A 26,435-nucleotide genomic window follows, 5' to 3' on the forward strand; every position below is an offset into this window, starting at 1 on the left:
TCAGCTATTTATCAGCCATCTATTTTAAGGAGCGACAATGAGTATTAAAGTTGGTATCATGGGTGCATCAGGGCGTATGGGACGCATGCTGTTACAGTCAGTATTGGACAACCCAAACACCACCTTGGTGGCAGGATTTGTGCCTGATTTTTCAGGATTGGTTGGCGTGGATGCAGGTGAGTTTATTGGCGTGGGCAAAGTGGGCGTGCCTTTAACGATTTTTGATGAAAACTTGCCTAAAATGGACGTGCTGATTGATTTTAGTTTGCCCAATGCCATTGATAAAACCATTGAGATTTGTACCAAACATCACCTACCACTTGTGGTGGGCGTAACAGGGTTGGACGATGACCAAGAAAATGCCCTACGTCATGCCAGCGACCACATTCCCATTGTTTATGCAGGCAACTACTCCACAGGGGTTAATCTGTCTTTGGATTTATTAGCCACCACCGCCAAGGTACTAGGTACAGATGCCGATGTGGAAATCATAGAATATCACCACAAACATAAGCTAGATGCCCCATCAGGCACGGCACTCATGATGGCAAATGCGGTCGCCACCGCACGCAAACAAACCCTAAAAACGTCCGCCGTCTATGGTAGACACGGTCAAGCCAAACGCACTGATGGCGAGATTGGCATTCATGCGGTGCGTGGTGGTGAGATTGTGGGTGAGCATACAGTATCTTTTATCATGAATGGCGAAATCATTGAAATCACCCACAAAGCCCAAAGTCGCATGACCTTTGCCAATGGTGCTGTTAGAGCAGGAATTTGGCTGACTGATAAGCCAAACGGTCTGTATGATATGCAAGATGTGCTAGGTCTTAAATGATAAAGCTCATCACTGCTTTATTTGCTTTGCTTGCTTGTGTTGCCCACGCCGACATTTATGTCATACACACCTACGGCAACCCCGACATCGTTCGTATTGCCCAAGATGAACTAAATCGTGGCGGGGGTGGCACAGCCACTTTGTACCAAGACCAACTTATTATCCATGCAAACCCAGCCGACTACGCTCGTGTGTCTGCACTTGTACGCCAAATAGATACCGCTCCTGCTACTTTGACCATATCAGTAGCCACAGCTCACCACATGAGCAAGCACCAACACGGCGGTCAAATCAATGTTCACATCTCCAAACAAATACAGCTCAATGGGCAGTATCAAAACAGCACACATACCACCAAAACCAACACATTTACACCGCCAGCACCATATCAGGCGGTCAAGTGAGTATCAGCTCTGACACACTCATCGGTCTGACCAACTGGCAGATTTATCAGTCTCATCGGCAAAATACTCGCTATTGGATAAATCTTGGGACATCATGGGTAAGCTTATCTGATGGTTTTTATGCCACGCCAAAGCTTTTGCCAAACGGTCAAATCCTTCTTAACCTAAACCAATACAGTCATCATAATCACCGCCAAAACGCCCTAAGCACTACCCTTACTCTCCCACAAGGTCAATGGGTCAAAGTTGGTGAGCTTAGCCAAAGCACATATGCAAGTTTGACCTTTGGTGATGACAGCCACACACAAACATCGCCCATATGGATAAAAGTGGACTAGATGACCGCAAAACGTCCACCCACATTTGCCACATGACCAAGCATTTCAAGCTCCAACAGCACCGCCAACAGCTCGCCTGCTGGTCTGTTTGTACGCATGATGAGTTTATCCAAATCACACGTTTCACTGCCCAACGCCGTCATCATAAATGCCAAATGTTCAGGAATGGGCGTTTTGGTGGTGCCGGTGGCAGTATCTGTCAGATTTAACTCATCAAAAGCAGACACGCCACGGCTAAACGTCTTAGGCAAAGCGGTAAATTCAGGCACACTACCTGCGATGTCTTCTAAAACATGGTTGGGGTGATATATCAAAGTTGCCCCTTCTCGTATCAGGTGATGACAACCTTCGGCATTGATATTATCTATGCGACTTGGCACAGCAAAAACTTGCTTGCCTTGCTCTGCGGTCAAACGAGCGGTGATGAGCGAACCACTTTGAATGGTGGCTTCGGTAACAATGGTCGCCAAAGACAGTCCTGCCACCAAGCGGTTTCGTCTTGGAAAAGTGTGTTTGGTGGCAGGCGTGGCGGGCAGCAACTCACTAACCAAACAGCCACCATCATTGATGATTTGAGCATATAAGGCATGATGATTTTTTGGATAACACACATCAATGCCCGTACCTAACACCCCCACTGTCTGCCCCTTGCCCACCGATAACGCCCCCAAATGTGCCATCTTATCTATCCCACCTGCCAAACCACTGGTGATGGTATAATCATGATGAGCCAAATATTGAGCCAAATCAAAGGTGAGTTTTTGGGCGTGGTCGGTAGGGTTTCTGCTGCCCACAATAGCAAGCTGTTTGTTCTTTAAACGTGCGACATCGCCACGACAAAACAGCACAGGCGGTGGGTCATAGATGGCATTTAGGCTGTCAGGATAGGCATCATCACCACAAAACACCAACTGATATGCCCCATATCCCACTTGCTCATCTATCTTTGCTAAAAACGCGAGCACATCAGGGCCATCTGCATGGCGTTTTTGGTGAGATGAATGCACTTTGAGCGTTTGCCACACCTGCACAGGCTGACAAAGGGCAGATTTGGCAGACCCAAAAGCATCATACAGCTTATAATACGCTGTCAAAGATGTATTGACAACATACCATAAAGCCAAGACAGCTTGACGCTCGTTTAAATGATGATACTCGCTCACACTAAGGGTTCATCACAGACGATGATGCCATTATTATCCGCATACACCCACGCCCCATCATGTATCGCCACACCGCCAATATTTAGGCTAACACCCATCTCGCCCAGCCCTTTGCGTACGCTCTTTTTAGGAATGCTTGCCAAAGCCATCACGCCAATATCCATACGAGCAATCTCATCCACATCACGCACACAGCCATAAATAATAATCCCCGCCCAACCATTATCGCAAGCGGATTTGGCAATCATATCACCCAACAAAGCACATCGCATGGACGCACCACCATCCACCACCAATACCCGACCCTGACCAGCGGTGGCAAGGGTTTCTTTGACACGTGAATTGTCTTCAAAGCATTTAACCGTTACGATTTGTCCGCCAAAGGTGGTGTGTCCGCCATAATTTTTAAAGCTCTTGCCATCTAGGCTTGGTGGTATGACATCAATAACTTTATCTTCATTATCATCCAACAAATCACAAGTGATGAATGGTACTGACATAAATACTCCTTTTATTTGTCCGCATAAAAATATCTAAATTCATATATGATTTGGCAAATCTGCCATCATTTCTATTATACTGATGAAATTTGACCACCACAAGGGCTATTTATTTATTCTTAAAAATAGGTTAATATAATAATAAGTTAATTTACTTAATTTATCCATGAAATTTTTTATTAGCTTACCGCTTGTGCTGTGCTTGTCTGCCTGCATGACCGCTCAGCCCATCACACCACGACCTAGCCACTGGGCAGCCCCATTAAAAGCAGATGCCAATTTTTATCAAGTAGATACCCATTTGTATCGTAGCGAACAGCCAATTGCTGATGATGTGCCTGCCATACACGCCCATGCCATCAAAACCATCATCAACCTACGCCAAGGTCAAGATGACAACCCTGCCTTATTTGGTGATGACATGACACTCATCAAAGAACCACTTGCCACATGGCGTGTTCGTCCATCTGACATTGCTCGGGTACTATATGCCATTGAAAAACACCAAAAAACAGGGGCAGTGCTTGTTCATTGTCGTCATGGAGCAGACCGCACAGGCATCATCATTGCCATGTATCGCATTATTTATCAAGGGGTTAGCATTGATGACGCACGAGCAGAGATGAAACATGGGGATTATGGTTATCACATTATTTGGAAAAATTTGGACAATCTGTTAAATGACGCACATATCGCCCAAGTTAAAGGCGAGCTAAACCGCTTAAAAACCATCAATCCCATCTGACTCATCTGATATTTGCTTAAAAATAAAGACACCATCACGGTGTCTTATTGGTTGGGTGTTATTTTTGTTTGGCGATGACCTTTCGCACCTTGTCTCTGGCACGGTCTTGTTTTAAGCGAGACAGATAATCCACAAACAGCACGCCATTAAGATGGTCAAGCTCATGCTGAATACATACCGCAAGTAGTCCATCAGCCTCCACACTAAACGCCTGCCCATCAACGTCCAAAGCCTCTATCTTGACGCGAGCAGGTCGCATGATGTCATCATAAACCTCTGGAATGGATAAACAGCCTTCTTTATAAGGGCAAAGTTCATCAGTCAATGGCGTAACTTTGGGATTGATAAACACCTGTGGTTGGGGCGTGCTGTTTTCTTGTGCCAAATCCATCACCACCACACGTACATGCCTGTCCACCTGTGTGGCGGCAAGTCCAATGCCTTTTGCATCATACATGGTATCAAACATATCCGCCACCAGCGTTTTTATGGCATCATCAACCTGAGTAACTTCTTTGGCAACCGTACGCAAACGTGGGTCAGGATAATGCAAAATGGGTAAAACTGCCATAATTTTCTCAAAAAATTATCATAATAAGGTCAAGCACCCCATTTGTCAAGCTCATCTATACTAGCAAATCTTGATACTCATCATGTTTATTGACATAACTTGCCACAAAAGAACAGCTGGTGATGATTTTTTTGTTATGTTCACGAGCATAAGTTAAAGCATATTTAACCAAAGCCGTCCCCACCCCACGCCCACCCAACTCACTTGGGACAATGGTGTGATTATAATCCAGTGTATCATCATCCATGACATCATAGCTCAAAAAAGCCGTAACGCCATCAATGACCATCTCAAAACGCCGAGCTGATGGGTTGTGCGTGATATTATCCATCATATTTCCTTTTAAATATTAAACACAAAAATAAATTTACTTAAATTTTATAATAAAAATCAGCACATCACAATACAAGTCTGATAAATAATAAACAATCATTAATTAATACACACATCAATAACATCGCCCTGTTTTATTTTTGCCAGCACACCATGCCCGCCAAATAATGCTTGACCATCGCAACCAAGCTCAATACCACCATCTTGATAAACACTAATATCACATAGATTTAATGCCTGCATAAATGCCAACTCATCTAATCGCTGATGGTCTTCTTCTAGCCATTTGATGTGTTCTTTATATGGCATTTGTTTGGCTAAGAGTTTGGCTTTTTTTATCAAAATCAGTCAATGATTTAAAACATCATGTAATAATGGATATAACTTTTTTACTAATATTTGACTTGGCACTTTGATGACCATATTTATATGAATGGATTGATTTTGCCACACAAACTTACCTTGAAACCATCCATCATAAGTCAGCACAAGATTAGAAAAACAAACTTGACAAATACTGTCTTGGTGGATGATGTTATCTAAAAACGGTTGTGTGTCATGTGATAATCGTTCACCAATGCCAACAAGCAAAAATTGGTGCGTTATTGTTTTGTATTTTTTAACAAACAAACGATAATAACCATGCTCATCAAAATAAAATAAACTCTCAGCAAATAAAAAATGATTCAGCAAAAATTGAACATTTCCTTCTTTATGATAATTGCCGTCTCATTGGTATGCCAAAAGATAAAGATGGCACAAATAAATGTTGTGTTTGTCATCATCATACTTTTTTATTAAATGACCTTCATCATCAACATAAATATCATCATTGGCAAGTTGTTTATAAATGCTTGTTGATTTATTGATGATTAATACAATAATCTCAATAGTTTCTTGATGATAATCAGCACTAAAATCTACCAATATCTCAGGGTGAAAACGATAAAAAAAACGTCATCAATGTTTGGACGGGTCAGTCTTTTTATGTTGATTTAGCCACATTTGAATAACCCATTAAAAAGGGCAATCATCATTTGCCCTAATTAGCAATCATACCTAAATTTGCCAATGGATAAAATTGCGAAGCAATCTTAGTCCCACATCATGGCTTTTTTCGGGGTGAAACTGAGTGATGAATAAATTATCCTTAATCAAACTGGCACAAAACCGAACCCCATAATCACACGTCGCCACAATCACCCCATCATTACGCACGTCCGTCATATCAGGCTGACAGTAGTAGCTGTGCGTAAAATAAAAATGGCGATTGGCACAGCCTTGCCATAGCTGATGGTCGGTGTCAGTATTTACCACATTCCAGCCAACATGGGGGATTTTGATGGGTTGTCCATTATCCGTCCATGACTCATCAAATCGCTCAACACTGCCGGCAATCACCCCAAGGCACTCAACCTGTCCGCCTTCGGTAGAATAGTCAAACATCGCCTGCATGCCCACACAAATCGCCATGACAGGTTTGTTTGCCAAAGCATCTTTGACCGCCACATCAACGCCCGCTTGTCTCATATGATGCATAGCATCACTGATTGCCCCCACACCCGGTAGCATGACTTTATCAGCGTGTTTGATGGTTTGTGGGTCGTTGGTGATGACCACGTCCGCTCCTGCCACCGTCAGGGCATTGGCAACCGAATAAAGATTGCCCACCCCATAATCTAATAACGCAACTTTTGTCATCATTTGTCCTTATAGCATTTCTTTGGTGGAAGGCAGTTTGCCTGCGGCTCGCTCATCTATTTCACACGCCATACGCAAGGCTCGTGCTAAGGCTTTAAAGACGCTTTCTATTTGATGATGGCTGTTTTTGCCTTTTAGATTATCAATATGTAAGGTAATCATGGCGTTATTGACCAATCCATAAAAAAACTCACTAAACAAATCCACATCTAGCTTGCCTACATAAGCCCTTGTAAACGGTACATCCATATGCAAACTTGGTCTTCCTGAAATGTCCACCACCACACGGCTTAGGCTCTCATCAAGCGGAGCATAAAAATGCCCATAACGGCGTATGCCTTTTTTGTCGCCAAGAGCGATTTTTAGGGCTTGTCCTAGGGCAATACCCACATCTTCTACGCTGTGATGGTCATCAATGTGCGTATCGCCTGTGCATTTGATTTCAAGGTCAAACAGCCCATGACGGGTGATTTGCTCTAACATATGGTCCAAAAACGGCACACCTGTATCTAGTTTGCCAATACCTGTGCCATCAATGTTGAGCGAAACAAAAATTTGTGTTTCGGCGGTGTTTCTGGTGATTTGCGCGATGCGAGCATAAGTCATGGGGATTACCTATGATAAATTAAAAGATTATACCCATCTTAACGCACTCTTTCAACCACAGCAACTCATGCCCTTGAAAACCCTTGCCTTTTTATGGATTTTCGTCAATAATAAGACATAGATTTTTTAAGATTTGGAGAACATCATGACTGACATCAACCAACGCAAAGATGAACTACTTGCTCTAAAACACGAGTACGAAACTCGCATCAACAAACTGACCGACCACATGAGCCACCCCCAAGACGAGCTAGGTCAGCATTGGGATGACCAAGCCTTGACCGCCACTCATAATGAAATGCGTAAAAAGCTACTTGTGGAAGCTGAGCAAGGGCTTTCTTTGGTAAACTCTGCCTTATTACGCATAGAAAATAACAGCTATGGCATTTGTACCGAATGCGGTGAAGAGATTGAAGAAGGTCGCCTAAATGCCGTGCCTTATGCCTTTTTGTGTATGGCTCATGCCAAATAATTAAATTGGTTAAGGCAGCTTCATATCACCCAACTCAATCTTGCCTGTCTTGTAGAGCCAAACACTCACTACCCAAGCCACCAAGGCAGGCACAATAAGCATAAGTAGCACAATCGCCAGCCACATCATCGTTGGCGACAGCATGCCACCACTGGCATCAATGACCGCAAACACCCCCACCAAACCTGATGTGCCCATACCCGCCCCACTGGCTGAGCAGTGCAAGCCAAAAACCACTGTCGCCAAAGGTCCAACGATGGCACTTGCTACCACCGCAGGCAACAAAATAATTGGCTTTTTAAAAATATTGGGGATTTGTAGCATGCTTGTCCCTAGCCCCTGAGCAATCAGACCACTAACGCCATTATCCCTAAAACTGGCTACCGCAAAACCCACCATGTGAGCAGCACAGCCCACCACAGCCGCCCCACCTGCCAAACCGCCTAGCCCAATGGCAATACAAATCGCCGCACTACTGGTCGGCATGGTAAGCAGCAGCCCCACCACCACAGAGATAATCAGCCCCATCAAAAATGGTTGTAGCTCAGTGGCGTCTTTAATCGCCAGACCAATCCATTCTACTGCCGTTACCACAGGTGGACAAATCCATGCACACACCGCCAACGCTACCAAAAACATCACCAGTGGCACCAGCAAAATATCCAAACGGGTTTTGCCTGCCACACACATTGCCACCACATAAGACAGCACTGTGGTCAAATAAGCAGCAATGGGATTGCCCGGCAATGCCTTAAAGGTCAATGGCACATCACCAGCAGTCAAAATCACCCCTGACATCAATGCCCCAGAGTGAGCCCCCATCATGCCTACCACAAGGCTACTAAGCACCACCAAGGTTGGGGCTTTAAGATAGTAAGCAATGCCCACACCAATCCCAGCTCCCATCAGCATACTGGCAAGTTTGCCAATGTTGATAAGCATGGCAAAATCTAGCCATGTGCCAATCTGTGAGATAATCAGCCCTGCAATCAAGGTAACAAACAGCCCCTGTGCCATGCCTGTAAAGGCGTCTATGAGATATTTTTGAGAAAGACGTTTAAAGAATATGCACTTCATTCATCAAGCTCTTTAAAAGTTTTAAGAATGTTTGCAATTGTAACACAAACTCCAAAACACAACCCAACATAAATTGGAGATATAATTAATCCCATCAAAGGAGCAAAACGCCTGCCGGTATCACTTATGACCGCCATCATGGCTTTATTTTGCTCCGTGTTTAATTTGTATTCTTCAAAAAAAGCCATTTTCATTTATATCATAACTTTATAATACAACATCAAGATAAATATCTATTACCCAAACTGCACCAATAATTAGGGCATAATTCATTACACAAGTAATGAGATAGATAAAACTTAGGCGGTAGTGATTTGTATTTTAAAAAATAGGTGATAAATGGGGCTAATAATAAAATAGCCATTAGGATATTTTTAAGCAAATACAATAATACCGCCATTTTATGTCTCGGTATTTTTTATGATGATATAAAATTAATTGGTTTTTTTATAAAGTCTTTGGATTTCTTTTAATAAAAGCTCTCTATCATAACCACAATATACTTGCTCATCAATTTGACAAAATAATAAACTCTCAAATAATATCAACGCTAATTTTTTGATATCTTTATCATTAACTCAAACACAAATGATGAACTTAACCAAATTTTATTTGCTTTATTTTGGTCTATTTATAATCTCTCATGCCATTAAAAAGACAATAAACATCAAAATATCATCTTACTGTTTAATTTGCCCTATTGCCTTTGCTTGACTATTTTTAAATCTTTGGAAAAATCTTTAATATTATCATAAACAGGTTGTATGACTATTTTACCTGTTTTGTCAATAAAGCCATATTTGCCGTCTTTTTGTATTTTTGCCAAATCATTACTAAAACCATAAAGTTTATCATAAATTGGTGGCAGTATGACATGATTTGACTTATCAACTAAGCCATATTTGTCGTCTTTTTTCACTTCTATCAAGCCATCGTAGAAAAAACTAACACCATCATAAATCAGTGGTACCACTTCATTGCCTGATTTATCAACCAAGCCAAATTTGTCGCCCTTTTCTACCCACGCCAAACCCTTAGAAAAAACCCAAGCATCGTCATAAATCAGTGGCACCACCTCATGACCTGTTTTATCAACAAAACCAACTTTACCGTCTTTTTTTACACTAACCAAACCCTCAGCAAAAACACCAATGCCATCATAATGTTGTGGCATGACCTCATTACCCAATTTATCAACTAAACCAACTTTGCCGTCTTTAACCACCTTTATCAGGTCATCATCCAAAACATGGGCTTCATAAAAACCATACAAACCATCAAATCTATAAATCTCATCATAAATCAATGGTATGACTTCCTTGCCTGATTTATCAATCAAACCTTCTTTGCCGTCTTTTTTTACCTTTATTAAGCCATCATGTAAAACATAAACTTCATCATAAATCAATGGTATGACCTCCTTGCCTGATTCATCAATCAAACCTTCTTTGCCGTCTTTTTTCACTTCTGCCACACCCTTATGGAGATGTCTGACTTCATCGTAAATTAGTGGCATGACTTCATCACCTGACTTATCAACTAAACCATATTTACCATCTTTAATCACCATCAATAAACTCTCAGAAAAATCGCCAATCTTATCATAAATTGGTGGCAATATTACCTTACCTGATTTGTCCACCAAGCCATATTTATCACTTTGCCCGTCAGTAACCGTGGATTCATCTTGCTTTTTTTGTACAGCTTCATTGACTTGTTCAGACTTTGCAATATCGCCATCATCTGAACAGCCAATCAAACAAAAAATAGCCATCAAACTAAAAGTCTTTATAAAATACTGCATAGCAATCGCTCCATCAGTCTAAAACCATCATAAATAAAATTATACACAATGACCCATATTTTTATCAATAATAGATGACATATTGATAATAAATAAAAAAAGCGAAACTCTAAGATTTCGCTTGTTCTTTTGTTTTAATCCCGCTTTTGACCCATTTTATTCATCTGATACCACTTACCATCTTTTTTCACCCTTGCCAAACCTTGACAAAAATCCTCAACATCATCGTAAATTAGCGGTATGACCTCATTGCCCAATTTATCAATAAACCCCCATCTGCCATCTTTTTTTACTCTTGCCAGACCCTCGCAAAAACTCCACGCATCCTCATAGTTTAGTGTAATCACCAAACTGCCCGATGTATCAATAAAGCCATATCTATCACCTTTTTTTACCTTTGCCAAGCCTTCACACAAAAATTCAATCCTATCATAGTTTGATTGTTTTAGCTGTTGACCTGTTCTATCAACCAATCCCCATCTGTTATTTCTTTTTACTTTCGCCAAACCCTCGCAAAAACATTTGGCATCGTCATAGATAAGCAACACCACAACACAACCTGATTTATTAATAAAGCCGTATTTGTCATCTTTTTTGACGATTACCAAATCTTTACCAAAAAACTCAATCTCATCATAATCTAGTGGCACCATCTCATGACCCAACTTATCAATCAGTCCATATTTACCATTCTTTTTTACCCTAACTAAACCATCATACCAAGGCTGAGCACTCTCATAAACTTGACCTGATGACTTATTGATATAGCCATATTTATTATCTTGCACTGCCATGGTCAAACTCTCACAAAAGTCCTGAGCACGGTCATAGAACTGACCTAACCTATCAATAAAACCTTGTTTGCCGTCTTTTTTTACTTTTGCCAAACCTTCTTTAAAATTCTCAGCACTGTCATAGATGGGTGCAATCACCATATCACCCAACTGATTAATGAAACCGCACCTGGCATCTAACTCCACCATCGCCAAACCCCCACAAAAATCATCAACATAATCATGGTTTAGCGGTATTATCTCATGACCTGTTTTATTAATAAAACCCCATTTACCATCTTTTTTTACTTTTGCCAGACCCTCAGAAAAATGCCAAGCATCATCATAACATATTGGTACCACCTCATTACCTGATGTATCAATAAAACCCTGTTTACCATTTCTTTTTACTTTTGCCAAACCCTCCTTGAACATCCAAGCACTACTATAAATTGGTGCTATAACTTCTTTGGTGATAACATTGATAAAGCCAATTTTCTTATCTTTTTTTATCTTTAAAAAACGATCAGACAAATGCCAAAAATCATCATAGATGACTGGTGTTACTTCATTTCCCAGCTTATCAACAAAACCATATTTGCTGTCTCTCTCCACCACTGCTAAGTTTTCACAAAAAGCATCCACATAATCATAAATCGGCGGTATCACCTCATCGCCCATCTTGTTTACAAAGCCATATTTACCGTCTCGCTCCACCATTACCAAACGCTCAGAAAAAGTCCAAGCATGATCATAAATCCTACCCCAGCTACTGATAAAATAGCATTTATTGTCTTTTTTTGCCCTTATCAAGCCCCCAAAATACCGTCGAGCCTCATCATAGATTGGCGGTATTACTTCCTGACCCAATTTATTAATATAGCCATATTTACCATTTTGTTTGATGCGTGCCACCCCACAAGAAAAGCCCCATGCATTGTCATAACGTGGCGATATGATTTCCTGACTACCTTTATTAATATAGCCCCACTTGTCATCTTTCTTTACCCTCATCAAGCCTTCGTGAAGTTCACCTATAAAATCATAATCCATGCCCATCTACTCCAAAAAAGATTTTAAAGATACTTAATCAAATAATAACACAACTGTACTCATATAAAAAGCGAAACTCTACTCGGAGCAGTTGCTATTTTTACTGTGTTATGGCATTACCTATATAGTAGTTACTGATTAATTGCAAATATCTACCATCAATGACTAAGCACTTTTTCGACTTCTCTGTATTGTCTGTACCATCAAAAAAATCCACAGATGCAGGACAAAAGACTTTGGTATCACCCAAATTCCATGCCATATAGCCGTATAGGGCATTTTGTCTTTGCTCCAAAATCACTGATACATCATCTTTACACCAATCATCATTGCAGTCTTTATTATTGAATATTCTTTTTTTATTTTCAATATCGCTAGAGTTCATACCATTGATGGTCTCTGATGCGGTATTGCCGTTATGAATAAGATACCAAGATGAGTCTTGGGGTTTTTCTATAAAACGAACAGCATATAAAGACTGATAAGGTGCTTTACCCTTAATGGAAAATAGTGAAAAATAGGAAACAAAAAATACCCCAAACATAATAAAAAATATAATTTTTATATCAAAACTTTTGGTTGGAATAATGGCAATAATCAAAAAAGATATAAAATACATCAAAATATTAATACTAGGAATGAGTAAAAATAACATCCATTCATCAAAACTTTTATTGGAGAAATCTGATATAGGAAAAATACTTAAAATGATAGGGTAATGCTGAAATACTGTTATTGCAATAATTAAAAATACAACATCAAAATCACTATTACTACTCTTATTTTCAGAATATTTTATAATAAAGGTATTTAAAACCGAAGTCAAAATAACAGAGCTAAAAACAAACCATAATGAATAAGAACTTAATCCAAAAAATGGCATTAAAAAATAAGGAAAAAATCCGACTGTTAAAAATAAAAATTGTAAAATCAAGAATCTAATATTTAACTGATGATTATTGTAAATATGCTTTATTAAAAAAGAAGTTAATAAAGAAAAAATAAAACAAATGCCAATCAAGAAAGCAAGAATGCAATATACAACAGCAATCGCCACAAGAACTGACAAACCATCAACTATATCACCAAACAAGAATAGCTTATCAATAAATTTTAAATAAGTGTAGCCAGTGATAACACCGAACAGCATTGCTATGATAAAAATCCATTTATCATAAGATGATGTTATTGGTATTTCTTTAAAAATATTTTTAATATTCATTGCCACTTAACCAAAAATACAAAAAACAACGAGTAGTCAAGTAACCATTCGTTGTTTTTTGTTGGAACTTTCAACCCCCAATCTTCTTATATTTCATCCGCTTTGGCGTGGCATCTGCCCCTAGGCGTTCTTTACGCCATTTTTCGTACTCGGTGTAGTTGCCATCAAAAAACTCTGGCTCTTCATTTTCAAAAGACAAAATATGCGTACAAATTCTATCCAAGAACCAACGGTCGTGGCTCACCACCATCACCGTACCGGGGAAAACCTCTACCGCATCTTCCAAGGCACGCAAGGTCTCGACATCAAGGTCGTTTGATGGTTCGTCCAGCAAAATCACGTTTGCCCCTTGTTTTAAGGTTTTGGCAAGTTGCAAGCGATTTCTCTCACCGCCTGACAGAGAGCCGACACGTTTTTGTTGGTCTTGCCCTTTAAAATTAAAACGCCCAATATAAGCACGGCTTGGCGTGGTGTACTCACCCACCGTAATCATGTCCAAGCCATCCGAGACTTCTTCCCACACGGTTTTGTTGTCGTCTAGCTCATCACGCACCTGACCGACATAGGCAACTTTGACGCTTTCGCCCACTTCCACCGAACCTGTGTCAGGGGTGTCTTTGCCAGTAATCATGTTAAACAGCGTGGTTTTACCCGCACCATTTGGACCAACAATACCCACAATTGCCATCGGTGGCACGGTGAATGACAGGTTTTCGTACAGCAGGCGGTCGCCAAAGGATTTGGAAATGTTTTTAACTTCAATGACTTTGTTGCCCAAACGTGGTCCTGGCGGGATATAGATTTCAGCGGTTTCGTTGCGTTGTTGGAATTCACGAGAGTTCATCTCTTCAAAACGCTCTAAACGAGATTTAGATTTGGCTTGCTGACCTTTTTGGTTTTTACGCACCCATTCTAACTCTTGCTTTAAGGCTTTGGCAAAGGCTTCTTCTTGTTTTTGTTCTTGTTCTAGGCGTTTATTTTTTTGTTCCAGCCACTCGGTGTAGTTGCCTTTATAAGGATAGCCATAGCCACGGTCAAGCTCCAAAATCCACTCGGCGACATTATCAAGAAAATAGCGGTCGTGGGTAATCGCCACAATCGTGCCAGAATAATCTTTTAAAAAGCGTTCAAGCCATGCCACGCTCTCTGCGTCTAAATGGTTGGTCGGCTCGTCAAGTAAGAGCATATCAGGCTTAGATAACAGCAAACGGCACAAAGCAACACGGCGTTTTTCACCGCCAGAGAGTTTAGACACATCAGCGTCCCAAGGTGGCAAACGCAAGGCATCGGCAGCTTTTTCTAGCTGAGTGTTTAGGTTGTGAGCGTCCCACGCTTGAATGACGTCTTCCATTTTGCCCTGCTCGGCAGCCAATTTATCAAAATCAGCATCAGGCTCGGCGTACTCGGCATAGATTTGATTTAGACGTTCTAGGGCATCTAGAGCTTCACGCACGCCATCTTCTACGTTACCACGCACGTCTTTATTTGGGTCAAGCTGGGGTTCTTGGGGCAGATAGCCCACTTTAATGCCTGCCTGAGCTCGGGCTTCACCGTTAAACTCTGTGTCCACACCTGCCATAATGCGTAAAAGTGTGGATTTGCCCGCACCATTTAGACCCAGCACACCGATTTTGGCACCGGGGAAGAAAGACAGTGAAATGTCTTTTAAAATTTCACGTTTTGGGGGAACAATTTTTGACACCTTGTTCATGGTGTAAATATATTGAGCCATAGTAAGCCTTTGATTTAAAAAGAAAAATAGTAAATTGATAACCAGAAATTAAACTTTGTATTATCACATGATTTTTAAGATTGGGCAAGGAAAACATTTAGCTACCAAAATAATATACCCATAACCACAATCCACCAAGTATTAAAATAGCAACGACCAACACCACAAAAAATAAAATATGCAAACCTGTAAAGAATATCATTGCAAAATTATAGAATTGCCATTGCATTGGTGTGGCAGGTAGAGCATTTTCTTTTTTAAAAATATGGGGAATCTTCTCTTGAAAAACCCTTAAAAGCAGCTTAAAAAATAATTCTATCAATACATGAATGACAATCACCATAAAAATCAATGAAAGCCAAGAGTTTTTAAATATTTCTTGATAATCATTGAAAATATAAAAATATAAAATAGAGCCAATGATGGTAGCCGCTAAAACAGCAATATGAATTAAAGTTTTGTGCTTGTTCATTATTTTTTTCCATCAAGATTTTGGTAAAATAAATTTGACAAAACTCACCCAACAAAACAAATGATTGTCTCAGCAGACGTCATCATTCATATACCGACCGCACCACTTCACCAATCATCGCTATCCCTGCTGTTAAAACTTCATCGCTTTGAGCAACTGATAAGCGGATACATTCATGAGCGTGGCAATACTGCGTGGTATCTATCCCCACAAAAAAATGACGGCTAGGAATGATGAGCGTGCCTTGTTCTTTTAGGCGTTCGTACAACTCTTGGCTGGTGATGGGCAAATCCTTAAACCACACCCACAAAAACATCGCCCCTTCTGGCTTGTGGATATATACAGGCAAATTGGCAAATTGCTCTTTTAACAGACGCACAGCAAGTTTGCTTTGACGTTGATAAAACGGCAAAATGGCGGTTTGGGACAAACGAATAATCTCATCATTATCAAATAATGGCTTGGCAAGGCTTGCCCCAAAGCGAGTGGGAGCTAAGTTGATAATGGCGTTCATCGCCAATACTGCCTTGATGACCGCAGGATTTGCCACGATAATGCCTGTACGCACGCTTGGCAAACCCACTTTTGATAAACTAAAACACAAAATCGTATTGTCATCAAAATTTAAGGTTGTGTCGGTGTAGATGATGTTTGGAAATGGCATACCATACGCATTATCAATGATGAGCGGTATGTCATGAGCCTGAGCAATGGCGGATAATTTATCCATCTCATCATCGGTCAGCACATTGCCCGTAGGATTGGTGGGACGTGAGACACAAATCGCCCCAATTTGCCCGTTTTGCAAAGTAGGCAGATTTTTCAATCGCTCAAAATCCACTCGGTATTTAAAAAACCCCGCCTGCCCATCGTGCGTACACTCATCAATGATGGGTTCTACCGCCACAAAATGCGTGCCGTCCACATGAGCATCTGCATAGCCGATGTACTCAGGTGCAAGTGGCAGAAGGATTTTTTTATCCGTGCCACCAAAATCGCCTGAAAACAGATTAAACAGATAAAAAAAGGCATTTTGCGAACCATTGGTTAAGGCGATGTTATCTGCTGTCAAACCCCAGTCATAATGACGATTAAAAAAGTCCACCAAACTATCTACAAACGCCTTATCGCCCTGTGGCGTGGAATAATTCGCCACACTATTAAGTGCCGTACCATCTGCCACCAGTTGTTCTAAGGTGGCTTGATAAACTTCATTAACCGCAGGAATCATCGCAGGATTGCCACCGCCCAGCATATTGACAGGCTTATCAGATGCCAAAGCTTGCCCCAAATCGTCCATCAGTTGTAAAATACCGCTTTGGCGAGTGAATTTTTGACCAAAAGTAGAAAATTGCATGACGTTTCCAATATTGAATAAAAAGCTGATTTAAGAGTGATAAAAGATTTGTAACTTGTCAAACTCAAATAGAAAAAGACGACCCACAGCCACATGTTGTCGTGGCATTGGGATTTTCCACCACAAAACGTGAGCCTTCTAGTCCTTCTACATAGTCAATGGTTGAGCCGTGCAAATATTGATAACTTAGACTGTCCACCACCAAGGTGGCATCGCCATTGTCAAACGTGGCGTCGTCGTCGTCTAGCTCTTCGGCAAAATCAAAGCCATAAGAAAACCCCGAACAGCCGCCACCTGTTACATAAACACGAAGCATGAGTTTGTCGTTACCTTCAGCGGATTTGAGTTTGGCAAGTTTTTTGGCAGCATTGTCAGTGAGTGTCATAATGTTCATAATTTTCTCAATTGGTTAAGTAAATGAAAAGCAATTTTATTATAACATAATCAGTTTGTTTGCTAAAATGCCACAAAAAGAAATCAGCAAGATAAAAACACAATCCCAACTTGACGAATGGGCGTATTTTAGGGCATGATGATAATTTTCATTTACAATAGACTGTTAAAATTTGTGATTACATAGGATTTTTTATGCTAAATAAGTTACGTACCTTGACACTTGCTTTATTTTTATCCATTGCTCCTTTACCCATCATCTCCCAAGCCCATGCTGCCCTTGCGGTGGATTTTTCTTCTTTGGTGGAGCAAGTCTCTGATGGTGTGGTGCGAGTCAGTATCACCAAATCAGTCAGCGAAGAAGAGTTGGCATTGGCTCACCAAGCCCAAGTGTTACGCCAATTCTTTGGCAATCGTGTCAATGTGCCTGACATTCCCACCATAGAATATGGCTACGGCACAGGGTTTTTTATCAGCTCTGATGGATACATTTTAACAAATCACCATGTTGTAGATGGTGCAAAAACCATCACCGTTACTCTCAAAGACCGCTCAGAGCTAGATGCTGTTTTGGTCGGCTCAGACGCCGCCTCAGACATTGCCGTCCTAAAAATCCAAGGCAAAGGTTATCCCGCCTTAAAAGTTGGTAACAGCACCGCCTTAAAAGTTGGTGAGCCTGTACTGGCGATTGGTTCGCCATTTGGCTTTGATTATTCAGCATCGGCAGGAATCGTATCCGCCAAAAGTCGTAATTTTAGCCGTGAAGCGGTTGTGCCATTTATTCAAACGGACGTGGCACTCAACCAAGGCAACTCTGGCGGTCCTTTATTTAATCAAAAAGGCGAAGTGGTCGGTGTTAATTCTCGCATTTTTAGTGGCACAGGCGGACATATGGGGCTGTCATTTTCCATTCCGATGGACATGGCGATAGACATTTACAGACAGATTAAGGCAACAGGCAAGGTAAGCCGTGCTTATTTTGGGATAGGTTTACAAGACATTGACCGCAATTTAGCAGAAGCCTATGGACTGTCTCGTCCACAAGGTGCGTTGGTAACTCGCATTGCTCCTGACTCGCCTGCCCAAAAAGCTGGACTAAAAATAGGCGATGTGGTACTGACCTTTAACGGTCAAAACATCATTCATGCGTCTGATTTGGTGATGGCAATTAGCAGTGCCAAACCTGCTGACCCATTTCACCTAAACATTCAACGCAATAAAAAATCCCTAACCTTACAAGGCAGATTTGACCACAGCCCCCAAGAGCTGACCATCAAAGAACAAAATGACGACAAACCACGTCTTGGCATTCGCCTAAAAGAACTCACCCCCAGTGAAAACGCCATGCTCGCTCGCTATGATGTGTCAGGTGGCATGGTGATTAGCAGTGTGGAGATAGGCAGCATTGCAGAGCGAGCAGGATTGTCAGTAGGCGACATCATCGTCAGTCTCAACCAACGCCCTACCCCCAACATCACCGCCTTTGGTCAAGCCTTAGTCAGCTTACCTAAGCAAGGTGTGGTAACAATCGGCATTATTCGTGATGGCACGCCAGCGATTTTGGGGCTAAGAATTGAATAAAAATGGCTGTGTGGCAAAAAGACAAAACCGCTTACCAAAACGCCAGTATGCACCCAAAATAAATGGCACTTATGCCCTGTTCGTTGATTGTTGTTGGACGGATGGGGTTTGTGGCTGTCAATATTTTTAGGTGATTTTTTTATTTAAATCATCAAGATGACACATTCACACCAAATATCCAATACTGCTAAAAAATATCAGCAATATTATCAAACACCTACTTAACCTGACAAAGACACAAAAACAATATATTTTATATTGCAAATAAAAGATGATAAATTAATATAAAATATAAATTATCCAATATTTTTTTCATCAAACATTCAAAAATGACCTTGAAAATGCTAAACTAGGGCTTTTAATGTTACGGGTTAATAACATGGCAACTTATGATTATCATGCCATTAAGGCAAAACTCAAAGGGTCAATTACCGCCCTTATCACGCCCATGACAAAAGATGGTGCGGTAGATTATCCACGTTTGGGTGAGCTGATTGATTGGCAGATTGAGCAAGGGACTGATGCGTTGGTGGCGGTTGGCACAACGGGCGAAAGTGCAACTTTATCCATGAGCGAGCATTGTGCGGTGATTGAGTTTTTTGTGAAATACGTTGGCGGTCGTGTGCCTGTGATTGCAGGTACTGGGGCAAACAACACCGCCGAAGCCATTGAGCTGACCACTCATGCCAAAAAAGTGGGGGCGGATTGTGCGTTGCTTGTTGTGCCATATTATAACAAACCTAGCCAAGAAGGCATTTATCAGCATTACAAAACCATCGCCGAAGCGGTGGATGTGCCCCAAATGCTCTACAACGTTCCGGGGCGGACGGTGGTGGACATGACAGAAGATACGGTCGCACGTTTGATGACGATACCCAACATTGTGGCGATTAAAGATGCCACTGGTGATTTGGTGCGTGGCAAGAGCCTGATTGAGCGAGTGGGCGACAACATGGTGGTACTTTCTGGCGATGACCCAACAGCGGTGGAGCTGGTGCGTCTTGGTGGCAAAGGCAACATCTCGGTAACGTCCAATGTCGCCCCAAAGGCGATGGGACAGATATTTAAGCTTGCCCTAGATGGCAAATTTGATGAAGCAAACGCCATCAACGACACCATTAAGCATTTGCACACCGACTTGTTTTGTGAAGCCAGCCCACAACCAACCAAATACGCCTTGTACAAAATGGGCAAGATTGATAAAGGCATTCGTTTGCCTTTGGTGTGGTTGTCAGAACAATCCCAAGCCATCATTGACAAAGCCCTAATCAAAGCACAGCTAATCAACACGGAAACAAACCCATGAACATGACAAAGATAAGCACCCTGATGCTAGTCGCCACACTGGCTGTGTCAGGTTGTAGCACCATCAAAGGTTGGACAGGTAAACGAGACAATGGCAGTTTGGATTATCAAAAAAGCCACAAACTTGACCCCATCAAACTGCCTGCCAATCAGCGTAGTGCTGAGTTTGTGCCACTGTACCCAACCCCAAGCGTTGGTCAAAATACACTAGACATCACCAACGAATCAGGCTCACAGTACGCACTGCCTAAGCCACCAAAAGTGCAGTAGTTGTGCTTTGATACATCATCATAATAGATTGAAAACACCCACCAATTTTGAGAAACGACATGCAAAAACAAGACTTACTTTACACTGGCAAAGCCAAATCTGTTTACAAAACTGACAATCCTGATTATCTGATTTTGCATTTTCGCAATGATGCGTCTGCTTTTAATGGCGAAAAAATCGCCCAACTTGACCGCAAAGGCAAAGTCAATAACCGTTTTAACGCTTTTATCATGCAAAAATTGGCTGATGCGGGTATTGAAACGCACTTTGAGCGTCAGCTGTCTGATGATGAAGTGCTGGTCAAGCACCTAAAAATGATACCTGTGGAGTGCGTGGTGCGTAACTACGCTGCTGGTGGTTTGATGAAGCGTTTGGGGCTAGAAGAAGGCTTGCCACTATTACCGCCGACTTATGAGCTGTTTTATAAAGATGACAAGCTAGGCGACCCCATGCTCGCCCCAAGCACCGCCATTGCCCTAGGCTATGCCACTGCCGATGAGCTTGACCAAATGCACGCCATCACTCACAAGGTCAATGAGATACTCAGCCAGATTTTTGATGAAGCAGGCTTGATGTTGGTGGACTTTAAATTGGAATTTGGGCTGTTTCATGGGCGTGTGGTCTTGGGTGATGAGTTTTCGCCAGATGGCTGTCGCCTATGGGACAAAGACACTAAGAAAAAACTGGATAAAGACCGTTTCCGCCAAGGCTTGGGCGATGTGGTAGAAGGCTATGAAGAAGTGGCAAGACGCATTGGTGTTCCACTTGACTGATGTTTGGTCAAAATTGTTAGTAAAAGCCCAAAGATTTCTTTGGGTTTTTTTAAAATTATAAAGTTTTAGTTTTTGTAAATTCAGTTAAAACAACTCAATACTTATTGGTAAACTTAAATGTATAAATTTATTGCATACATTCCAGAAAGTCATGTAGAAGTGGTCAAAACCGCCCTATTTAATGCAGGAGCAGGCATGTATGATGGATACAGTCATTGCTCTTGGCAGGTGCTTGGCATGGGGCAGTTTAAGCCCCTAAAAGGCTCAAATCCTGCCATCGGTGAGATTGATAAGGTAGAGTATGTGCCTGAATGGCGTGTAGAAACCATCGTACCTGATGATAAAATTCATGCTGTGGTGCAGGCTTATAGGCAAGCCCACCCTTACGAAGTGCCTGCTTATGATGTGTACCAAATGGCAGACATCAACTTTTGACACAATTTAAAAAACCGCTAAATAATTTTAATAAAAAAATCCCCAAATCAGGGGAGATTTGGGGGCTAAACTGGAAAAACCAGTTAAAAATGGCGCAGCGGACGGGACTCGAACCCGCGACCCCCGGCGTGACAGGCCGGTATTCTAACCAACTGAACTACCGCTGCTAGGTCGCTTAACTTTATCAGTAAAGTTAAAAAACTATGGTGGGTGGTAACGGATTCGAACCGCTGACCCTCTGCTTGTAAGGCAGACGCTCTACCAACTGAGCTAACCACCCAATCAAACTTGATTGTTACCAATCTCGCTTGTTGTGGTGCGTATTATATAGGATTTTAAAACCAAGTCAAGCATTTTTTAAATAAAATTTTAAAAAGTTTTTAACTTATTGATTTTAAATCAGTTAAATTCATCAAATACACACCATTATCTTTTACACTTCATGATACAGCTTACTGCCTTCTTCATGAAACTTTGCTTTCATTTCTTGCATGCCTTGCTCCATCTCTTGCTTGGCGGCATAATCACGCACATTTTGGGTGATTTTCATGGAGCAAAACTTCGGGCCGCACATAGAACAAAAGTGTGCTGATTTATGAGCTTCTTTGGGCATGGTCTCATCGTGCATAGAACGAGCAGTATCTGGGTCAAGTGCCAAATTAAATTGGTCTTCCCAACGAAACTCAAAGCGTGCCTTAGATAGGGCATTATCGCGTACCTGAGCGGCAGGATGTCCTTTGGCAAGGTCAGCGGCGTGGGCAGCGATTTTGTAGGTGATGATGCCATCTTTGACGTCTTTTTTGTTGGGCAGACCCAAATGCTCTTTTGGCGTTACATAGCAAAGCATTGCTGTGCCATACCAACCAATCATCGCCGCTCCAATGGCACTGGTGATGTGGTCATAACCCGGGGCAATGTCGGTGGTGAGCGGACCGAGCGTATAAAATGGTGCTTCTTTACACACTTCAAGCTGCAAATCCATGTTTTCTTTAATCATGTGCATGGGCACGTGTCCTGGCCCTTCAATCATCACCTGCACATCATGCTCCCACGCTCTTTGGGTCAGCTCGCCAAGTGTGCGTAGCTCGCTAAACTGTGCTTCATCATTGGCATCTTGGATACAGCCCGGTCGCAATCCATCACCCAAACTAAATGACACGTCATAAGCCTTCATGATTTCACAAATCTCATCAAAATGCGTGTACAAAAAGTTTTCTTTGTGGTGAGCCAAACACCACTGTGCCATGATAGAGCCGCCACGGCTGACAATGCCTGTCAAGCGACCCGCGGTCAGTGGCACATAGCGAAGCAAGACACCAGCGTGAATGGTAAAATAATCCACGCCTTGCTCGGCTTGCTCAATGAGCGTGTCTTTAAAAATCTCCCACGTCAAATCTTCGGCAACACCGCCCACCTTTTCAAGGGCTTGATAAATCGGCACTGTCCCAATCGGCACAGGCGAATTACGGATAATCCACTCGCGCGTTTCATGGATGTTTTTACCGGTGGATAAATCCATGATGGTATCCGCCCCCCAACGTGTCGCCCATGTCATTTTGGCGACTTCTTCTTCAATGCTAGACCCTAGGGCAGAGTTGCCGATATTGGCGTTGATTTTGACCAAAAAGTTACGCCCAATAATCATCGGCTCACATTCTGGGTGATTGATGTTGGCAGGAATGATGGCACGCCCGCTAGCCACCTCAGAACGCACAAACTCAGGGGTAATCTCACGCAAATTATTCGCCCCAAAATTTTGCCCCTGATGCTGACGCATGTCCACGCCTTCACGCTGACGCTGATTTTCACGAATGGCGATGTATTCCATTTCAGGGGTGATAATGCCTTGGCGAGCATAGTGCATTTGGGTAACGTTTTTGCCAAGTTTGGCTCGTCTTGGGTTGGTGATATGAGCAAAGCGGATATTTTCAGTGCGAATGTCTTTTAAACGCTCACGCCCAAACTGGGAGGTTAAACCATCCAACTGCTCGGTGTCATCACGCTCGTTAATCCAGCCTTGACGCAGCTTGGGTAACCCTTGATTTAAATCAATGCTAACATTGGGGTCGGTATAAACGCCCGAGGTATCATACACCAAAATCGGCTCATTTTTTTCAAAGCCATCTTTGGCAAGTCCTGTGGGCGTGTCAGTAAGGCTAATTTCACGAAATGGTACTTGGATATCGGCACGTGAGCCTTGCACATAGACCTTTTTGGAGGCAGGCAAAGTGCGAGTCAAATCCTGGGCTTCTTGTTCGTGCTGGGCGATGGTGGTGTCAAGTTGATTTGTTGATTGGCTCATGAATATTCCTTTTAGCTAAACAAATCAAGCGAGTAAAAGGAAAACATAGCCATCATCATAAGGATAATGCAGATTTTACTTTGTTCACTTGATTCCTACGCAGGTATTAACCTTGTCAGGTTCGGCGGATTTTGCAACAGCAATCTCAACAGCTAAGCTGTACTCCGTCAAGTTGGGTGTATTATAACATGATTTTTGGTAGAATGATGGCAGATTGCTTAAAACAAACCGTATCAGGAAAAATAATGGACAGTACCGCACTTTTAAAACAAGCTTTAAATTTATATCAACAAGGCGAAGTGAATCAAGCCATACAGATTTGGCAATCCATTGAGCGAGAGGATTCTCCTGAAGCTTATGCCAAAGCACAGTTTTATTTAGGGGTTGCTTTAGGAGAGCAAGGTGATATTAAAGGGGCGATTGAAGCTTATTGTAATGTGCAAAGAGAGGATTCTCCTAAAAATTATGCCAAAGCACAGGTTAATTTAGGAAATACTTTAAGAGAGCAAGGCGATATTGAAGGAGCGATTGAAGCTTATTGTAATGTACAAAGAGAGGATTCTCCTGAAGCTTATGCCAAAGCACAGCTTATTTTAGGGATTGCTTTAGGAAAGCAAGCCGATATTAAAGGAGCGATTGAAGCTTATTGTAATGTACAAAGAGAGGATTCTCCTGAAGCTTATGCTCATGCACAGCTTATTTTAGGAATTACTTTGGAAGAGCAAGGCGATATTAAAGGAGCGATTGAAACTTATTGTAATGTACAAAGAGAGGATACTCCTGAAACTTATGCCAAAGCACAGGTTAATTTAGGAAATACTTTAGGAAAGCAAGGTGATATTAAAGGGGCGATTAGGGCTTATCGTAATGTACAAAGAGAGGATTCTCCTGAAGTTTATGCCAAAGCACAGGTTAATTTAGGGATTACTTTAGGAGAGCAAGGTGATGTTGAGGGAGCGATTAAGGCTTTTCAAAATTCAAAAACCCATCATTATTACAAAGCAGAATCTTATATCAAAATTCTTACCTGCCCAAAAGACACTCACGAAAACTTACAAGCGATTTTTAACAACACAGCTAACCTATTGCAAAAATTACACATCAAAAGCGACAACACCTATGAACAAAAAGTTGCACATTATACCAAGGCAACGGTTGCCAAATTGCTGATTCAAGGTGATGATAAAAACCCTCCTTCATCTTTTCGTCTAAACAGCATCAAAAATGTCAATGACCCAACAGAAGGCTTGGTACTCGGTGAATATCTACAAAATCAATCCAAACCCCAACAAGCATTGGTAAACGAGATTTTTACCGATGATGAGAATACCAATGTCTTTATCAGCTGTTTTACCTTTAATCATGACAGCTTAAACCAATTTCGCCTATACGGCAAAGAAGATAATAAGGAGGCTTCTGGGGTTAGCTTGGTATTTAAACCTGAGTTTTTTAATCACACAGCAAAGTTTGGTTTTATGAGTCAGGCATTAAAACTTAATGAGTTGGACAATCCAAAGGAACACTCAAACAAATCAGAAACACCAAACAAAACACAATCAATAGAACAACAAGCCTTATATCGCTGCATTTATATTGACCCAAAAAGCGGCTATTTACGTTTAGCCCAAAGAAACAAAATCACCTTTTATCGAGAAGCTCAATATGGCGGTCAAGACCCATCAGAAGCCCAAAAAAATTATACAGATTACAAAGAAAAATATATAGAAGCAGAAGAAAAAGAGGTGGAGGACACCCTTATAGAAATCACAAAACAAATTGAAGAAATCCTTCAAAGCTCAACAAAAGAAATCTTGGAAGCGATAGGTTTTATCTTGCTGCCTTTACGCTACCTGATTAAACACACCGCCTTTCAAGAAGAACAAGAATGTCGCATGATATACATCACCGATTTAAATGACGAAAAGATATGCGAGGATTGGCACAATAAAAACTTGTACATCAACTATGATGTCGAAGTCAAAAACATGGTAGATAAAATCTATCTCTCTCCTGGTGCTTATGTTTATGCAGACTTTTTTAGGCGTATGTTACCCAAAAATCAAGACAACAAAGAGCGAGTACGTCGCTCAGACAATCCGTTTAGATGTTAATGATGCCTATAGAAACTCACCCTTTGGCACCCCTCTGCTTAAACACACCACACTCCATCAAATCATATCATTTTATTTTTATGCAATTTCCATACCAATTCCCC

The 26,435-nt window shown here is 41.5% G+C and carries 28 protein-coding genes, 2 tRNA genes and 1 riboswitch; of the genes, 11 read left to right on the plus strand and 19 right to left on the minus strand.

Annotated features, from left to right (window positions below; translation table 11 throughout):
- Nucleotides 1-37: 37 nt before the first annotated feature.
- From dapB to CEW93_RS09425, 3 genes are read left to right on the plus strand one after another with little or no spacing between them, the layout of a single operon-like run.
- Entirely contained in the window at nt 38-838 is an 801-nt protein-coding gene (dapB, locus tag CEW93_RS09415; RefSeq protein ID WP_089539071.1) for a 4-hydroxy-tetrahydrodipicolinate reductase, read from the plus strand.
- On the plus strand, nt 835-1,242 hold the full coding sequence (locus tag CEW93_RS09420; RefSeq protein WP_089539072.1) for a hypothetical protein: 408 nt from the start codon (nt 835-837) through the stop codon (nt 1,240-1,242). Before dapB ends, CEW93_RS09420 begins: the two co-directional genes overlap by 4 nt.
- Nucleotides 1,239-1,580 carry a hypothetical protein gene (locus CEW93_RS09425; protein ID WP_089539073.1) on the plus strand — a complete coding sequence of 114 codons (342 nt, stop codon included), beginning with the start codon at nt 1,239-1,241 and terminating at the stop codon, nt 1,578-1,580. Before CEW93_RS09420 ends, CEW93_RS09425 begins: the two co-directional genes overlap by 4 nt.
- Here CEW93_RS09425 and dprA read toward each other — a convergent pair.
- Together dprA and rraA are read right to left on the minus strand one after the other, a co-directional pair.
- Nucleotides 1,577-2,743, minus strand: coding sequence for a DNA-processing protein DprA (gene dprA, locus CEW93_RS09430; protein ID WP_089539074.1), 1,167 nt, complete (start codon nt 2,741-2,743; stop codon nt 1,577-1,579). The genes CEW93_RS09425 and dprA overlap by 4 nt on opposite strands.
- Complete coding sequence (gene rraA, locus CEW93_RS09435; protein WP_089539075.1) at nt 2,740-3,243, minus strand: ribonuclease E activity regulator RraA; 504 nt, start codon at nt 3,241-3,243, stop codon at nt 2,740-2,742. Before rraA ends, dprA begins: the two co-directional genes overlap by 4 nt.
- 166 nt (nt 3,244-3,409) lie before the next feature.
- Between rraA and CEW93_RS09440 the strand changes: the two genes are divergently transcribed.
- A complete protein-coding gene (locus tag CEW93_RS09440; RefSeq protein ID WP_222432745.1) occupies nt 3,410-3,988 on the plus strand; it encodes a tyrosine-protein phosphatase in 579 nt (192 codons plus the stop codon).
- Between the two features lie 58 nt (nt 3,989-4,046).
- Here CEW93_RS09440 and def read toward each other — a convergent pair whose 3' ends face one another.
- The 5 genes from def to hisB form a co-directional block, all read right to left on the minus strand.
- Nucleotides 4,047-4,559 (minus strand): peptide deformylase, encoded by a 513-nt coding sequence (gene def / locus CEW93_RS09445; RefSeq protein ID WP_089539076.1) that lies wholly within the window; start codon nt 4,557-4,559, stop codon nt 4,047-4,049.
- A 55-nt stretch (nt 4,560-4,614) separates the two neighbouring features.
- Entirely contained in the window at nt 4,615-4,890 is a 276-nt protein-coding gene (locus CEW93_RS09450) for a GNAT family N-acetyltransferase (RefSeq protein WP_089539077.1), read from the minus strand.
- A gap of 101 nt (nt 4,891-4,991) precedes the next feature.
- Nucleotides 4,992-5,201, minus strand: a complete 210-nt coding sequence (locus CEW93_RS09455; protein ID WP_089539078.1) for a hypothetical protein — start codon at nt 5,199-5,201, stop codon at nt 4,992-4,994.
- A gap of 750 nt (nt 5,202-5,951) precedes the next feature.
- Entirely contained in the window at nt 5,952-6,593 is a 642-nt protein-coding gene (hisH, locus tag CEW93_RS09460) for an imidazole glycerol phosphate synthase subunit HisH (RefSeq protein WP_089539081.1), read from the minus strand.
- Between the two features lie 9 nt (nt 6,594-6,602).
- Nucleotides 6,603-7,199 (minus strand): imidazoleglycerol-phosphate dehydratase HisB, encoded by a 597-nt coding sequence (gene hisB / locus CEW93_RS09465; RefSeq protein WP_089539082.1) that lies wholly within the window; start codon nt 7,197-7,199, stop codon nt 6,603-6,605.
- Nucleotides 7,200-7,344: 145 nt separating this feature from the next.
- On the opposite strand from hisB, the gene CEW93_RS09470 reads away from it, so the two are divergent.
- Entirely contained in the window at nt 7,345-7,671 is a 327-nt protein-coding gene (locus CEW93_RS09470; protein ID WP_089539083.1) for a TraR/DksA C4-type zinc finger protein, read from the plus strand.
- A gap of 9 nt (nt 7,672-7,680) precedes the next feature.
- Here the strand turns inward: CEW93_RS09470 and CEW93_RS09475 are convergent, their stop codons facing one another.
- The 9 genes from CEW93_RS09475 to erpA form a co-directional block, all read right to left on the minus strand.
- Nucleotides 7,681-8,748: a PTS transporter subunit IIC gene (locus tag CEW93_RS09475; RefSeq protein ID WP_089539084.1), complete on the minus strand. Its 1,068-nt coding sequence runs from the start codon at nt 8,746-8,748 to the stop codon at nt 7,681-7,683.
- Nucleotides 8,745-8,942, minus strand: a complete 198-nt coding sequence (locus CEW93_RS09480; protein WP_089539085.1) for a hypothetical protein — start codon at nt 8,940-8,942, stop codon at nt 8,745-8,747. The genes CEW93_RS09475 and CEW93_RS09480 overlap by 4 nt, the downstream gene beginning before the upstream one ends.
- A 503-nt stretch (nt 8,943-9,445) precedes the next feature.
- Nucleotides 9,446-10,552 carry a WG repeat-containing protein gene (locus tag CEW93_RS09485; protein ID WP_089539086.1) on the minus strand — a complete coding sequence of 369 codons (1,107 nt, stop codon included), beginning with the start codon at nt 10,550-10,552 and terminating at the stop codon, nt 9,446-9,448.
- Nucleotides 10,553-10,686: 134 nt separating this feature from the next.
- Nucleotides 10,687-12,378 carry a WG repeat-containing protein gene (locus CEW93_RS09490; RefSeq protein WP_186727957.1) on the minus strand — a complete coding sequence of 564 codons (1,692 nt, stop codon included), beginning with the start codon at nt 12,376-12,378 and terminating at the stop codon, nt 10,687-10,689.
- A 100-nt stretch (nt 12,379-12,478) separates the two neighbouring features.
- Nucleotides 12,479-13,600 (minus strand): hypothetical protein, encoded by a 1,122-nt coding sequence (locus tag CEW93_RS09495; protein WP_089539088.1) that lies wholly within the window; start codon nt 13,598-13,600, stop codon nt 12,479-12,481.
- Between the two features lie 70 nt (nt 13,601-13,670).
- A complete protein-coding gene (gene ettA / locus CEW93_RS09500) occupies nt 13,671-15,332 on the minus strand; it encodes an energy-dependent translational throttle protein EttA (protein ID WP_089539089.1) in 1,662 nt (553 codons plus the stop codon).
- A 97-nt stretch (nt 15,333-15,429) separates the two neighbouring features.
- Nucleotides 15,430-15,804 carry a hypothetical protein gene (locus tag CEW93_RS09505; RefSeq protein WP_089539090.1) on the minus strand — a complete coding sequence of 125 codons (375 nt, stop codon included), beginning with the start codon at nt 15,802-15,804 and terminating at the stop codon, nt 15,430-15,432.
- Nucleotides 15,805-15,886: 82 nt separating this feature from the next.
- Entirely contained in the window at nt 15,887-17,161 is a 1,275-nt protein-coding gene (locus CEW93_RS09510) for a valine--pyruvate transaminase (protein ID WP_089539091.1), read from the minus strand.
- Nucleotides 17,162-17,225: 64 nt separating this feature from the next.
- The gene (gene erpA, locus CEW93_RS09515; RefSeq protein WP_089539092.1) at nt 17,226-17,555 is read right to left on the minus strand and encodes an iron-sulfur cluster insertion protein ErpA; all 330 of its coding nucleotides are present in this window, start codon (nt 17,553-17,555) and stop codon (nt 17,226-17,228) included.
- A 194-nt stretch (nt 17,556-17,749) separates the two neighbouring features.
- On the opposite strand from erpA, the gene CEW93_RS09520 reads away from it, so the two are divergent.
- The 5 genes from CEW93_RS09520 (at nt 17,750) to CEW93_RS09540 (ending at nt 21,918) form a co-directional block, all read left to right on the plus strand.
- Nucleotides 17,750-19,135: a Do family serine endopeptidase gene (locus CEW93_RS09520; RefSeq protein WP_089539093.1), complete on the plus strand. Its 1,386-nt coding sequence runs from the start codon at nt 17,750-17,752 to the stop codon at nt 19,133-19,135.
- 379 nt (nt 19,136-19,514) lie between these two features.
- A complete protein-coding gene (gene dapA / locus CEW93_RS09525; protein WP_089539103.1) occupies nt 19,515-20,441 on the plus strand; it encodes a 4-hydroxy-tetrahydrodipicolinate synthase in 927 nt (308 codons plus the stop codon).
- Nucleotides 20,438-20,710 carry a hypothetical protein gene (locus tag CEW93_RS09530; protein ID WP_089539094.1) on the plus strand — a complete coding sequence of 91 codons (273 nt, stop codon included), beginning with the start codon at nt 20,438-20,440 and terminating at the stop codon, nt 20,708-20,710. The genes dapA and CEW93_RS09530 overlap by 4 nt, the downstream gene beginning before the upstream one ends.
- A gap of 59 nt (nt 20,711-20,769) precedes the next feature.
- On the plus strand, nt 20,770-21,483 hold the full coding sequence (purC, locus tag CEW93_RS09535; protein ID WP_089539095.1) for a phosphoribosylaminoimidazolesuccinocarboxamide synthase: 714 nt from the start codon (nt 20,770-20,772) through the stop codon (nt 21,481-21,483).
- Nucleotides 21,484-21,600: 117 nt separating this feature from the next.
- A complete protein-coding gene (locus tag CEW93_RS09540; RefSeq protein ID WP_089539096.1) occupies nt 21,601-21,918 on the plus strand; it encodes a YqfO family protein in 318 nt (105 codons plus the stop codon).
- 90 nt (nt 21,919-22,008) lie between these two features.
- Here the strand turns inward: CEW93_RS09540 and CEW93_RS09545 are convergent.
- The 3 genes from CEW93_RS09545 to thiC form a co-directional block, all read right to left on the minus strand.
- Nucleotides 22,009-22,085: transfer RNA gene (locus CEW93_RS09545), tRNA-Asp, on the minus strand.
- Between the two features lie 37 nt (nt 22,086-22,122).
- Nucleotides 22,123-22,198: transfer RNA gene (locus CEW93_RS09550), tRNA-Val, on the minus strand.
- A gap of 153 nt (nt 22,199-22,351) precedes the next feature.
- Entirely contained in the window at nt 22,352-24,220 is a 1,869-nt protein-coding gene (thiC, locus tag CEW93_RS09555) for a phosphomethylpyrimidine synthase ThiC (protein ID WP_089538956.1), read from the minus strand.
- Nucleotides 24,221-24,295: 75 nt separating this feature from the next.
- Nucleotides 24,296-24,397, minus strand: a riboswitch (TPP riboswitch).
- A gap of 29 nt (nt 24,398-24,426) precedes the next feature.
- On the opposite strand from thiC, the gene CEW93_RS09560 reads away from it, so the two are divergent.
- The gene (locus CEW93_RS09560) at nt 24,427-26,331 is read left to right on the plus strand and encodes a lipopolysaccharide assembly protein LapB (RefSeq protein WP_186727958.1); all 1,905 of its coding nucleotides are present in this window, start codon (nt 24,427-24,429) and stop codon (nt 26,329-26,331) included.
- The last annotated feature ends 104 nt before the right edge of the window (nt 26,332-26,435 follow it).

Source organism: Moraxella sp. VT-16-12 (assembly GCF_002224245.2).
GTDB lineage: Bacteria > Pseudomonadota > Gammaproteobacteria > Pseudomonadales > Moraxellaceae > Moraxella.